The sequence below is a fragment of the Rhizobium sp. ERR 942 genome (assembly GCF_007828395.1).
Lineage (GTDB): Bacteria > Pseudomonadota > Alphaproteobacteria > Rhizobiales > Rhizobiaceae > Rhizobium > Rhizobium dioscoreae.
Map to the genome: position 1 here is coordinate 375,483 of NZ_VIUA01000002.1, position 12,862 is coordinate 388,344.

General features: G+C 60.8%; 10 protein-coding genes. All 10 read left to right on the top strand.

Features of this window, described 5'->3' with window-relative positions; translation table 11 throughout:
- The first annotated feature begins 38 nt into the window (after positions 1-38).
- The 10 genes from FBZ97_RS08665 (at position 39) to FBZ97_RS08710 (ending at position 12,859) form a co-directional block, all read left to right on the top strand.
- A complete protein-coding gene (locus tag FBZ97_RS08665) occupies positions 39-923 on the top strand; it encodes an AraC family transcriptional regulator (RefSeq protein ID WP_145318397.1) in 885 nt (294 codons plus the stop codon).
- A 168-nt stretch (positions 924-1,091) separates the two neighbouring features.
- A complete protein-coding gene (locus FBZ97_RS08670; protein ID WP_145318399.1) occupies positions 1,092-3,278 on the top strand; it encodes a TonB-dependent siderophore receptor in 2,187 nt (728 codons plus the stop codon).
- 238 nt (positions 3,279-3,516) lie between these two features.
- On the top strand, positions 3,517-4,362 hold the full coding sequence (locus tag FBZ97_RS08675) for an ABC transporter substrate-binding protein (RefSeq protein ID WP_246661715.1): 846 nt from the start codon (positions 3,517-3,519) through the stop codon (positions 4,360-4,362).
- Positions 4,355-6,346, top strand: a complete 1,992-nt coding sequence (fhuB, locus tag FBZ97_RS08680) for a Fe(3+)-hydroxamate ABC transporter permease FhuB (RefSeq protein WP_145319991.1) — start codon at positions 4,355-4,357, stop codon at positions 6,344-6,346. Before FBZ97_RS08675 ends, fhuB begins: the two co-directional genes overlap by 8 nt.
- Positions 6,343-7,395, top strand: coding sequence for a siderophore-interacting protein (locus FBZ97_RS08685; RefSeq protein WP_145318403.1), 1,053 nt, complete (start codon positions 6,343-6,345; stop codon positions 7,393-7,395). The genes fhuB and FBZ97_RS08685 overlap by 4 nt, the downstream gene beginning before the upstream one ends.
- Before the next feature lie 116 nt (positions 7,396-7,511).
- On the top strand, positions 7,512-8,099 hold the full coding sequence (locus tag FBZ97_RS08690; protein WP_069614611.1) for an ANTAR domain-containing response regulator: 588 nt from the start codon (positions 7,512-7,514) through the stop codon (positions 8,097-8,099).
- A 55-nt stretch (positions 8,100-8,154) separates the two neighbouring features.
- The gene (locus tag FBZ97_RS08695; RefSeq protein WP_145318406.1) at positions 8,155-9,453 is read left to right on the top strand and encodes a CmpA/NrtA family ABC transporter substrate-binding protein; all 1,299 of its coding nucleotides are present in this window, start codon (positions 8,155-8,157) and stop codon (positions 9,451-9,453) included.
- A gap of 368 nt (positions 9,454-9,821) precedes the next feature.
- A complete protein-coding gene (locus FBZ97_RS08700) occupies positions 9,822-11,120 on the top strand; it encodes a CmpA/NrtA family ABC transporter substrate-binding protein (RefSeq protein ID WP_145318408.1) in 1,299 nt (432 codons plus the stop codon).
- A 34-nt stretch (positions 11,121-11,154) separates the two neighbouring features.
- Positions 11,155-12,051 (top strand): nitrate ABC transporter permease, encoded by an 897-nt coding sequence (gene ntrB / locus FBZ97_RS08705; protein ID WP_145318411.1) that lies wholly within the window; start codon positions 11,155-11,157, stop codon positions 12,049-12,051.
- Positions 12,052-12,061: 10 nt separating this feature from the next.
- Entirely contained in the window at positions 12,062-12,859 is a 798-nt protein-coding gene (locus tag FBZ97_RS08710; RefSeq protein WP_145318414.1) for an ABC transporter ATP-binding protein, read from the top strand.
- Positions 12,860-12,862 lie beyond the last annotated feature (3 nt).

The window sequence follows — 12,862 nt, forward strand, 5'->3', positions numbered from 1 at the left end:
GAAGGATTATTGCGCAAAAGCGACGCCGGAAGCAGCAAATGACGTTTCAGCCAAGAATGCAGAACAAGATCGGAGGCTTTTCCGTCATCGGCGGTATGCATCGCCGCCACTGGAACGGCATGGTTGCCGACATCTGGAACGTCAATTGCGCGGCGCAGGCCGGCGGATATTATGTGGCACGCGATCCACGCCTGTTCATCCTTCTGGAACAGCGTGGCGCAGGCAAGACCAATGTCCGCCCCTCGCCTCGCGCGCAGGCCCAGCTGCAGGATTATAGTAGTGGTCGCATCTCCTACATTCCCGCTGGCATGGAGCTCTGGGTCGACATGGCAGGCGTCGAGTTCGTCCGCCACCTCGATATTCATTTCGACGCCGAGATCATCAGCCAGCGCCTGATGGAACATATCGACCCGGCGCGGCTCGGCCGTCCGCAGCTGCATTTCAACGACCCGCGCATAATGGCGCTTGCCGAGCTGATCGCGGCCGAGTGTGAAAACCCGGAGCCGCTGCACGATCTCTACGGCGACGGCCTGACACTTTCGTTGCTGATCAATGTGCTGCAACTGCGCGGCACCCAGCCGCGCAAGCGCAGCGGTCTCGCTACCTGGCAGCTGCGGCGCGCGGTCGATTATATCGAAGAGAACTGCACGCGCGCCATCCGGCTGGAAGAACTGGCTGAATTGACCGGCCTCTCGCAGTCGCATTTCAGCCACGCCTTCAAGGCGTCGACGGGTCTGCCGCCGCATCAATGGCAAACGCAGGCCAGGCTCGAAAAGGCCAAGCAGCTTCTTCTGAACAGCGAGATGCCGCTGACAACCGTTGCCGTCGAAACCGGCTTTGCCGATCAGGCGCATTTCACCCGCGTCTTCCGCAAGAATGTCGGCGCTGCGCCTGCCAGCTGGAAGCGCAGCAGGCTTGCCTGAAAACCACAGCCCGCGAGCAATTGTAGGTTTTGCGGAGAATTGCCCAAAAACATTCAATTTCCCCCGTGACAGACAAGCCGCGCCTGTAAATATGAGTTAACTGCTCATCTTATCGAGGGATCGGCCACCGGGCTGAACGGGCGCAAGAATTCGGGACAGTTGACGGAAATGCAGGGATTGAAGCAGGACGTATCGCGAGCGCGGCTCATGGCAACGGGCGCAGCCATTATCGCGCTGCTGGCGGGCTCCAAGGTCATGGCGCAGGAAACGCCGACGGAGTTGCAGCCTTTGGTTATTCAGGGTTCGCAACAGAAGAGTGAAGACAACGGTACCGCGCCGGTTAAGGGCTATGTCGCCAGGAAGACCACGGCAGGCTCAAAATCCGACACGCCAATCACCGAGGTACCGCAATCGGTCTCCGTCATCGGCCAGCAGGAAATGCAGGATCGCGGCATCACCAACAAGGTGGATGAGGCTCTGCGTTATACGCCCGGCGTCACCGCGCAGCCCTTCGGCAATGATGGCGATACCGACTGGTTCTACATTCGCGGCTTCGACGCGACGCAGAGCGGCGTCTTCATGAATGGCCTGACGCTCTATAGCTACGGCTTCGGTGGCTTCCAAATCGATCCCTATATGCTCGAGCGCGTCGAAGTGCTGAAGGGGCCTTCCTCCGTGCTTTATGGCGGCGCCAATCCGGGCGGCCTCGTCAACATGGTTCGCAAGGAGCCAACGGACACTCCGCAATATTCGACCGAGATCGGCATCAACAATCTCGGCAATGCCTTCGTCGGCTTCGACTTTTCCGACAAGCTTTCGGCCGACGGCGTCTATCGCTACCGCCTGACCGGCAAGATCGCCGGCGGCGACACCTATAGCGATGGCACCCACGACCTGCGCGGCTTCATCATGCCGCAGGTCACCATCTCACCCGATGAGTCCACCAAGCTGACCGTCTTCGGCATGCTGAGCGGCCTGGATGAAATCCATAGCGGCAACGGCTTCTTCCCCTATGTCGGCACCGTTGTCGATGCGCCCTTCGGCAAGATCAAGCGCGATGCCTTCTATGGCGAGCGAAGCATCGATAATCTCAAATATGCCCAGCAGATGTTGGGCTACGAATTCTCACACGATTTCGACGGCGGCTGGACCGTGTCGCAGAACGCGCGTTACGGCCATCTCTACAAGCGCGAGGAAGGCCCCTATCTGAACGGCTATGTCGACGGCAATCCGCTCAGCCCTGGCTATGACGATCCCAACTACATGCTGAACCGCATCGGCTTCTTCGAGCGCTCAAAGGTCGATACGTTCTCCGTCGACACACGCGCGGAAAACAAGTTCGACACCGGCCCGATCAGCCATGATTTCCTGATCGGCACGGACTATTCGATCTACCGCCTCGACCAGATCCAGGCGTGCTGCGGCTCCAATCCGATCAGCGCAACGAACCCGGTCTACGGCACGCCGCAGGGAACCAACTTCGTCTACCTCAATCAGGTCATGACGCAGCAGCAACTCGGTATCTATACGCAGGACCAGATGCGCTTCGGCGATGGCTGGCTGGTCACGCTCAACGGCCGTTACGACTTCGTCGACACCAATTCCGACTCGAAGGTCGGCACGAGTTACAAGTCGAACGCATCAGCGCCAAGCGGCCGTGCGGGCCTCGCCTACGAGTTTTCCAACGGCATCACACCCTATGTCAGCGCCGGCACCTTCTTCAATCCTCTGATCGGCACCAGCGTCAGCGGCGGCGGCCTGACCCCGGAAAAGGGCGAGCAATACGAGGCCGGCATCAAGTATGAGCCTGACTTCATCGACGGCCTGTTCACGGCGTCCATCTTCCAGATTAACCGCAAGAACATGGCGTTGACCGATCCGGTCACCTTCCTGCAGCGCCAGGTCGGCGAGGTCCGCTCGCGCGGTGTCGAATTCGAAGGCAAGGTCAATCTGGATGATAATTGGAAGCTCCTCGGCTCCTATTCCTACACGGATCTGACGATCACCAAGGACCTAGACTCCTCCATCATCGGCAACTCGCCCTATCTGGTGCCGAATTCCACCGCATCCCTTTGGATCGACTACGCCTTCACGAGCGATGCGCTTGACGGGCTGAGCATCGGCGCCGGCGTGCGCTACCAGGGCAAGTCCTGGGCAGACCAGGCCAATACGCTGCGCGTACCCTCGGCAACGCTCTTTGATGCGGGCATTCGCTACGAGAAGAAGGGCTGGGGTGCGGCGCTCAACGTCTCGAACCTGTTCGACAAGGAATATGTCTCGGGTTGCGCCGGCGAGAATGTCTGCGGCTACGGCGAAGCGAGAACCATCACCTTCAAGCTCAGCAAGAAGTGGTAAGTTGAGGATTAAGGTATACTTTTATTTTCAATCATGGCAAGGAACCGGGGGATTGCCGCAACGCAATCCTCTAACTCGTTTCAAACCGAAGGCAACGCTTACGCATGACGACGCAGTGGCTGCGAATTTACCGCGTCGGCGCAGGGATGCTTGCCCAGTCACAGTACTGCAGCCTGGTCAGCTATTTCCAATGACAGCAGGAAACGCTCATAAGCTGTCTCGAAGACAGTTCATTGCGATGGCAGGCGCAAGTGCGATCACCGGCCTGACGCCGGCGCGCGCCGCGGCGAGCCCGCGTGTGGCGACGCTCGATTGGGCCATTCTGGAAACCCTGCTGGCGATCGGCGCAAATGTGGTTGCTGGCACCGAATTACTGCAATTCCGCGACGTTGCCGTGACCCCGGCCATTCCCGCGGGCGTTGCCGATCTCGGGCTGCGCGGCACGCCGAACTTCGAAGCCCTTTATGCATCCCGGCCAAATCTGATCTTCAATTCCAATTTCTATACCTGGGCCGACGATCGCATGCGGCTGATCGCACCGGTCGAGAGCCATGCCATTTATCAGCCCGGAGCCAGCCCTTACCGGCTTTCGGAACAGGCAACCCTTGCGATCGGCGAGCGGCTCGGACTTATGACAGGTCGTGCCCTCGTCGATGCGACGCGCGAAAAACTCGAAGCCTATCGCGCCAGTTTCAGCAGGGGCGATCACCGGCCGATCCTGCCGATCAATCTGGGCGACGCCAGGCACTTTCGCGTCTTCGGCTCCGATAGCATGTTCGGGGAAGTTCTCACCCGCACCGGCCTGACCAATGCCTGGCCGGATTTGACAAGTTATTCGGCGACCGCACCGGTCGGCATCGAACGGCTAGCCGCCATGCCGGATGCATGGATCGTCCTCATCCCGCCGCATCCGGCCGAAGCTCTGGCGGAACTCCAGCAAAGCGCATTTTGGAATGCGCTTCCGCCGGTACGGCAAGGTCGCGTCCTCATGCTCGGCTCGATCAATCCCTATGGTGCGCTGCCGGCGGCAGAACGCTTCGCCGATCTCCTTGCAGGAGGGCTCAACCGTGCATGGAATGGTTGAGCCGCCTGTGATTGCCCAAGGCAAATCGCTGGCACGCAACGGTGCTCTGCTCGCCGCTCTCTGCATCCTTGCTTTTGCAGCTCTGCTCTTGTCGCGGCCGCAGCTTGCCGCTGATGTACGCGAGGCAGCCGCACTCAACCATATCTTGCTCACCAATAGCCTGCTGCCGCGCTCGGCTATCGCAATCATAGCCGGTGCGGCTCTCGGCCTTTCGGGCGCCTTGCTGCAAAGAGTCTTGCGCAATCCGATCGCCGACGCCTCGACGCTCGGGATCGCCGCCGGGTCGCAGCTGGCGATGACGATTGCTGTCGGGCTCTTTCCCTTGCTGATCGGCCTGCCGCGGGAGATCTCTGCCTTTGTCGGCGGGCTTGCTGCGGTCCTGATCGTTCTGGCATTGAGCTGGAGGCGTGGTCTCGACCCGGTGACGGTGGCGCTATGCGGCATGATGGCGACGCTGGTTGCAACCGCACTTAGCGTCACCATCATTCTCGCGCGCGGCGAATATGTCATGTCCGTCTTCATCTGGGGCGCGGGCGCGCTGAACCAGCAAAACTGGGACGGTGTCGTCACGCTTGCGCCGCGCCTGATCATCGGCTTTGCAGCCGCATTGGTAGTGGTCCGTCCTCTGACGGTGATGAGCCTGGACGACAGCAGCGCCAAGAACCTTGGCCTTGCATTGCACAGCATGCGCCTCGCCATTCTGGCGCTTGCCGTCTGGCTGGGGGCTTCGGTGACGGCGCAGGTTGGCATCATCGGCTTTCTTGGGCTTGCCGCACCTCACATCGCCAGATTCTGCGGCGCGCGGCGCACGCAGCACCTGCTGATCGCCGCCCCTGTCGCCGGCGCCGGCCTGCTGTTCCTGACGGATTGCCTGGTGCAGCTCCTCTCGCCGGGGTTCACCGACCTTGCCCCGACGGGAGCAGCGACCGCGCTCCTTGGCGGCCCCCTCCTATTGCTGCTTCTGCGGCGCCTGCATTCCGGCAATGCGCGACGCGCCGTTGACGGTCCTCGGGCGCGGCTGACGATTGCAGCACCGGGACGAGCGCTTGCCTTGCTCGCACTCGGCTTCGTTCTTCTGATCCTCATTGTTCTGTCGGTCGGGCGCAGTTTCGATGGCTGGCACGTGGCACTCGGCAGCCAGTTTCGGGAACTTCTGCCTTTCCGCCTGCCGCGCACCGTCGTTGCGGCAACTGCCGGCGCGATGCTCGCCGCAGCCGGCTTCATCATGCAGCGCCTCACCGCCAATCCGCTCGCAAGCCCCGAGGTCCTGGGAGTGAGCGCCGGCGGCGGGGCGGGCCTGACGATTGCACTCTTTCTCTTTGCATTCCCCTCGCCCGTCGTCACGATCACCGCAATGACGATCGGCGCGCTGATTGCATTCCTCGCCATGATGGCATTCAGCGCGCGCCGCGGCTTCGACCCCGAGCGACTGCTGCTTTCGGGCGTCGCCATTGGCGCCCTCTGCATGGCAATCGTCACTGTCGTTCTCTCACGCGGCGATCTGCGCGCCTATCTCCTGTTGACCTGGCTGTCGGGCTCCACCAATCGGGCCGGCTCCTTCGAAGCCTGGACCGGCGCCATTTCGCTTGTGCTTCTTGTTCCGATCCTGCCGATGCTGAGGCGATGGTTCGATGTGCTGCCGCTCGGCGGCGACGTTTCGCGCTCCGTCGGCCTCTCGGTTACGGCAAGCCGCCTCACTCTGGCGGTTCTTGCGGCCATCCTGACTGCGATCCCCTCTTTCCTCGTCGGCCCGCTCAGCCTGACCGGGCTGATCGCACCGCATCTTGGGCGCCTCATAGGCTTTCGTAGCACCCTCAAACAGTTGGGCGCGAGCTTGCTGCTTGGCGCCATGCTGCTCGTGCTGGCCGACTGGCTGTCGCGCATTGTGATCTTTCCCTATGAGGTTCCCGTCGGTCTGTTCGCGGCGCTGATTGGCGGGCTCTATCTCATCTGGTTCCTGACCCGCAAGGAGACGAAAAAATGATGCATACAAGGGATTTCACCGCTTCCGGCGTGGCAACCCACAAGGATGCCGGTCAATTGCTGGATCAGTTCTGCGCGCGTTTTGCCGAACATGTCACCATCACGCGAAGCGAGGCCGGAGCCCGCCTCGATACCGTCATCGGCAGCGCCGACATCGCCGTCAGCAATGATCGTCTCGACATCAAGCTACGTTGCCCGACGGCAGCCATGCTCTTCACGATCCGCAGCATGGTCGCCGAAAACCTGTTCGAACTCTCCACCAGCAACACGCTTGCCCTCGATTGGGCCGACGGCCCGCAACCATCAGCCATACCGAACTTCCGCGAAATCAGGGTCGTCGATGCCTACGATATCACCCCGCATATGCGCCGCGTCGTCGTCGCGACTGATGATGCCAGGCATTTCGTCGAGGGCGGCCTGCATGCGCGCCTGCTCATTCCGCCGAAAGGCCGCGAGCCGGTCTGGCCGCATACGGAGCCGGACGGCCGCATCCATTGGCCGAAGGGCGATGATGCGCTGACCATCCGCGCCTATACGATCCGTAGCATCGATCTTGACCGCGGCGAGATGAATATCGATTTCGTCGTACATGAAGGCGACGATGTGCCGGGAGCGACCTGGGCGATGACCGCGCGCCGCGGCGATCGTGCCGGCCTGATCGGCCCCGGTGGCGGCGGCGTGCCGACAGCACGCAAGCTCATTCTCGCCGGCGACGAAACCGCGCTGCCGGCCATCGCCCGCATTGCAGCCTCCGTGCCTGCCGATGCCGAGTTGCGGATCCTTCTTGAGGTCGCCGACAAACAAGAAGAGCAGCCGCTGACATCAAGCGCATCGATGAATGTCACCTGGCTGCATCGCAATGATGCCGCTGCCGGGAGGACGGATACGCTTGAACGCATCCTGCGCGACATCGTGCCTGCGGCCGATCCGGAAACCTTTGTCTGGGTCGCCTGCGAACAGAAGCAGGCGCGTGCCGTCCGCGCTTTCATCAAGAGCGAGATAGTCAGGGATCCTAGCACTTTCAGCATCGCCGCCTATTGGCAGCGTTGATAAGGAAATAGCCAGAACAGGTCAAAATAGCCTAATATTTAGGCGATTTTTAAAATCGCCCAATATTTCAGCTAACAGCACTTGTTCGCCTTGCTGCATTGCGTCATAAAGATGCAATGAGCCGTCTCGATCTGACCATTCTTGTGATCGATGAAAACACGATCCGCGCCTCGATCATCGAAGAGGGGCTGCGGGAGGCTGGTCATGCGCGGGTGACGGTCATCCATGAAGTGCAGGGCGTCGCACGCACGATCGAGACGCTACGTCCCGACGTCATCATCATCGATCTCGAAAATCCAAACCGCGACATGATGGAGCATCTGTTTCAGCTGACGCGGACGGTAGGGCGGCCAATCGCCATGTTCGTCGATCGTTCCGACACCGCCTCGATCGAAGCGGCTGTCGAGGCCGGCGTATCAGCCTATATCGTCGACGGCCTCAAGAAGGAGCGGGTCAAGCCGATCCTCGATATGGCCGTCAGCCGCTTCAATGCCTTCAGCCGGCTACAGCGGGAACTGGCGGACGCCAAGTCTGCGCTTGAAGAACGCAAGATCGTCGAGCGGGCCAAGGGAATCTTGATGAAGATGCGCGGCCTTTCGGAAGAGGAAGCCTTCGCGCTGCTGCGACAGACGGCCATGAACGAGAAGAAGAAGATGTCCGAAATCGCGCAAAGCGTTGTGACGGCAGCGGGGTTGCTGATGTGAGCGTACCGAGCCCCATCTTGTCCGTCGCCTTGAGAGGGGAGGCATCGGAGTGAATATGAGAGCGCAAGCAACCCGTTCCGCCAAAGCCCAACAGGCGGGTGACAGCAATCATTCGGCGCCTGCCCAGATTACCGGCGAAGGCCCGCGCATATTGCGCGCCGGCTTCATCCCGCTCGTCGATGCTTCTGTCCTGATTGCGGCGGCGGAATTCGGTTTCGCCCGCAAGGAGGGGATCGCCCTCGATCTCGTCAAGGACGTCTCCTGGGCCAATGTCCGCGACCGTCTTGCCTTTCGCCAGTTCGACATCGCCCATATGCTCTCGCCGATGCCGGTCGCAGCGATGCTCGGGCTCGGCTCGAACCCCTCGCCCACGATCACGCCATTCTCTCTCGGCTGCGGCGGCAATGCCATCACGCTATCGACGCGGCTGTTCGACCGCATGTGCGAAGAAACAGGCCTGTCCGATCAGGCAAGCGCACTGGAAAATTCGCAGGCGCTTGCGAAAGTGGTCGACACTATGAAGGCGCGCGGGGAGCAGCCGCCGACACTTGGCATGACCTATCCCTTCTCGTCGCATAATTACGAATTCCGCTATTGGCTGGCCGCCGGCGGCATCGATCCGGACCGGGACGTGAAGCTCGTCGTCGTGCCGCCGCCTCTCACATCCGATGCGCTCGCCGCCGGCGCCATCGATGGCTTCTGCGTCGGCGCCCCCTGGAACATGGTCGCATCCGAACGAGGCGTCGGCCGCATCGTCGCAGCCAAGCAGGATATCTGGCCCTCCGCACCCGAAAAGGTGATCGGCATGCGCCCGGAATGGGCCGAAAGCCATCCGGAAACCGTGTCGCGCCTTATCGTGGCGCTGGACGCAGCAGCGCGCTGGTGTGACCGGCCGGAAAATCACGATTCCCTAGCCGAAGCGCTTGCCGATCAGCGTTATATTGCGGCACCTGTGCACATCATCCGCCATGTGCTGGCAGGCGAATTCAACCTTGATGCCAGAGGCCATCGCCGCATCATCGACAGGTATTTCAGTTTCCATGGCGGCTTTGCCAACTATCCGCGCCCGAGCCAGGCACTTTGGATCTTCAGCCAGATGATACGCTGGGGGCAAAGCGCATTTTCCGAGCAGAACATGAAGATGGCAGCCTCGGCCTACCGTTCCGATCTCTATCGGCTGGCACTCGGCAGCGAGGCGTCGCCCGACGATGCCGATATCCGTATTGAGGGCGGCAGGGATGGCGACCGCTTCATGGACGGCCATATTTTCGATCCAGCGGAAATCGCCGCCTATGTCGCCGGATTTGCCGTGAAAACGACAAGCGCGACGCAGTCTTCGAGTGACGACATCTAGCCTCCAGGCATGCTGCGCTGCACAGAATAAACGCAGGATCAAAAGCCGGGCGAGCGGCATCCGCTCAAAATATTTGCAGAAATCGCAACTGCCCGCACAGCGGCCTTCGAACCATCTTCCTGAATAATCGAGCAATTACAATGCTATGATCGCGCCGTGAAAAACTGGCACGCGGCTTGCTTATTCAATTTCGCTTCGATCAACGGCGATCGAAGCACGCAATGCGCGGAAAACGCGCTCGCAAAGACATCGACGTCGCAAGGTTCTTGCCCCGAGGATTCCTTTCCTGTCCCGGGCTGCATCAACCGAGCGGCGTTTTTTTATGTCCAAAATCCACGCGTCACGAGCAAAACAAGGGGAAACTGCAAGTGAAGAAGATCCTTTCCGGTGGTATTACGCGCCGAAACCTTTTGAAGACATCCGCCACGGCAGCCCTGATCGGCACCGTCAGGACCGCTCTCCCCTCCGGCGCCTTTGCAGCAACCGCCGGACCTGAAGTGTCGGGGGTCAAGCTTGGCTACATCGCGCTGACGGATGCCGCACCGCTGGTTATTGCCAAGGAAAAAGGCCTGTTCGAAAAGCATGGCCTTTCCAACGTCGATGTGGCCAAGCAGGCCTCCTGGGGTGCAACCCGCGACAATCTCGTGCTCGGCGGGGCGGCAAACGGCATCGACGGCGCCCACATCCTCTCACCGCTCCCCTACCTCATGCACACGGGCAAGGTAACGCAGAACAACCAAGCCGTGCCGATGGCGATCCTCGCCCGTCTCAATTACGACAGCCAGGGCATTTCGGTTGCAAAGGAATATGCGGAAACCGGTGTGCAGCTTGACGCATCCAAGCTGAAAGCCGCCTTCGACGCGAAAAGAGCCGCGGGCAAGGAGATCAAGGCGGCCATGACCTTCCCCGGCGGCACGCATGATCTTTGGATCCGCTATTGGCTGGCCGCCGGCGGCATCCATCCCGACAAGGACGTCTCGACCATCGTCGTACCGCCGCCGCAGATGGTGGCGAACATGAAGGTCGGCAACATGGACGTCTTCTGTGTTGGCGAGCCCTGGAACGAGCAGCTCGTCAATCAGGGGATCGGCTTTACCGCCTGTACGACCGGCGAAATCTGGAAGGGCCACCCGGAAAAAGCGCTCGGCATGCGCGCAGACTGGATCGAAAAGAATCCGAATGCGGCCAAGGCACTGCTGATGGCGGTCATGGAAGCCCAGCAATGGTGCGACAGCATGGACAACAAGGAGGAGATGGCGGCCATTCTCGGCAAGCGGCAATGGTTCAACGTGCCGCCCAAGGACGTGCTCGGCCGCCTCAAGGGCGACATCAACTACGGCAACGGCCGGATCGCCAAGGGCACCGATCTTTACATGAAGTTCTGGAAGGGAGGCGTTTCCTATCCCTATCAGAGCCACGACGCTTGGTTCATCGCCGAAAACATTCGCTGGGGCAAGTTCGCTCCCGATACCGATATCAAGACGCTCGTCGGCCAGGTGAATCGCCAAGACATCTGGCGCGATGCCGCCAAGGATCTCGGCGTTGCCGCGTCGGACATTCCCGCATCGACTTCGCGCGGCAAGGAAACCTTCTTCGACGGCAAGGTTTTCGATCCCGAAAATCCCACTGCCTACCTCGAAAGCCTCTCGATCAAGGTGGCGTCATGATGCTCGGCACTCTCTTCCAAAAAGGATTCGTTCAATGTCCGTAACCGCCCGCAAACAGCAAGCTGCCGTTGCGCAAGCGCCTGCTCCCGCAAAGAGCGATGTCGTGACATTGGCAGCCCGCCCGGCTCGGCGCATCAATCCAGGTCGTATCGCTGTCTCGGTCTTGCGTAACGCCCTGCCGCCCCTGGTAGTCCTGGTGCTTCTGCTCGCTATCTGGCAGCTGCTCTGTGAGCAGCCGGGCGCCAGCTTGCCGCCGCCTTCGCAGGTCTGGCAGGACAGTTACGACCTCATCGTCTACCCCTTTTTCTATAACGGGCCGCAGGATATCGGGCTTGCGTGGCGTGTGCTCGTCTCGCTGCAGCGCGTCGCCTATGGCTTCGGCCTTGCCGCCGTTGCCGGCGTGCTGATCGGTGCGGTGATCGGACAATCGGTCTGGGCGATGCGCGGTCTCGACCCGATCTTTCAGGTGCTGCGTACCGTGCCGCCGCTGGCATGGCTGCCGCTGTCGCTCGCGGCCTTTCAGAACTCCAATCCCTCGGCGATTTTCGTGATCTTCATCACCTCGATCTGGCCTGTCATCATCAACACGGCGGTCGGCGTTCGCAACATTCCACAGGATTATCGCAACGTCGCCAAGGTGCTGCGGCTAAACCAGATCGAATTCTTCTTCCGCATCATGGTGCCGGCGGCCGCTCCCTACATCTTCACGGGCCTTCGCATCGGCGCCGGGCTTTCCTGGCTTGCAATCGTTGCCGCCGAGATGCTGACCGGCGGTGTTGGCATCGGCTTCTTCATCTGGGACGCGTGGAACTCCTCGCGTCTGCCCGACATCATCGTCGCACTCGCCTACATCGGCATCACCGGCTTCGTCCTCGACCGCCTGGTCGCAGGCCTCGGTGCCGTCGTCACCCGCGGCATGACGAGCAATTGAGGAGAACCCAATGAGCGCCTATCTGAAGCTCGATCATATCGACAAATTTTTCGATCGCGGCGGCCAACGTGCCGAAGTCCTGAAAGGCATCGAACTCATCATCGACAAAGGCGAATTCGTGTCGATCATCGGCCATTCCGGCTGCGGCAAGTCGACCCTTTTGAACCTCATTGCCGGCCTGACGCCGGTCTCCGCCGGCGCAGTGCTGCTTGAGAATCGCGAGGTGAACTCACCGGGGCCGGATCGCGCCGTGGTCTTTCAGAACCATAGCCTGCTGCCCTGGCTCAGCGTTTACGAGAACGTCAATCTCGCTGTCTCGAAGGTGTTTCGCGGCACCAAGAGCAAGGCCGAGCGTCATGATTGGGTCATGCGCAATCTCGATCTCGTGCAGATGGCACATGCCAAGGATAAGCGTCCCTCGGAAATATCAGGCGGCATGAAGCAGCGTGTCGGCATTGCCCGCGCACTCGCCATGGAGCCAAAGATCCTGCTGCTCGACGAGCCCTTCGGCGCGCTGGATGCCCTCACCCGCGCCCATCTTCAGGATGCAGTCATGGAAATCCACACCCGCCTCGGCAGCACGATGGTGATGATCACCCATGATGTCGATGAAGCCGTGCTGCTCTCCGACCGCATCGTCATGATGACCAATGGCCCGGCCGCTAATATCGGCGATGTCCTTGAAGTGCCGATCCCGCGGCCGCGCAACCGCATCGAGCTTGCGTCCGACAGAACCTACCTCAAATGCCGCGAGGCCGTGCTGAAGTTCCTCTACGAACGCCACCGCTTCGTCGAAGCCGCGGAGTGATAC

Excerpts from the sequence above, each read along its gene's own strand:
- FBZ97_RS08665 (WP_145318397.1), top strand. The coding sequence starts at position 39 with ATGACGTTTCAGCCAAGAATGCAGAACAAGATCGGAGGCTTTTCCGTC.
- FBZ97_RS08670 (WP_145318399.1), top strand. The coding sequence starts at position 1,092 with ATGCAGGGATTGAAGCAGGACGTATCGCGAGCGCGGCTCATGGCAACG.
- FBZ97_RS08675 (WP_246661715.1), top strand. The coding sequence starts at position 3,517 with ATGGCAGGCGCAAGTGCGATCACCGGCCTGACGCCGGCGCGCGCCGCG.
- fhuB (WP_145319991.1), top strand. The coding sequence starts at position 4,355 with ATGGTTGAGCCGCCTGTGATTGCCCAAGGCAAATCGCTGGCACGCAAC.
- FBZ97_RS08685 (WP_145318403.1), top strand. The coding sequence starts at position 6,343 with ATGATGCATACAAGGGATTTCACCGCTTCCGGCGTGGCAACCCACAAG.
- FBZ97_RS08690 (WP_069614611.1), top strand. The coding sequence starts at position 7,512 with ATGAGCCGTCTCGATCTGACCATTCTTGTGATCGATGAAAACACGATC.
- FBZ97_RS08695 (WP_145318406.1), top strand. The coding sequence starts at position 8,155 with ATGAGAGCGCAAGCAACCCGTTCCGCCAAAGCCCAACAGGCGGGTGAC.
- ntrB (WP_145318411.1), top strand. The coding sequence starts at position 11,155 with ATGTCCGTAACCGCCCGCAAACAGCAAGCTGCCGTTGCGCAAGCGCCT.
- FBZ97_RS08710 (WP_145318414.1), top strand. The coding sequence starts at position 12,062 with ATGAGCGCCTATCTGAAGCTCGATCATATCGACAAATTTTTCGATCGC.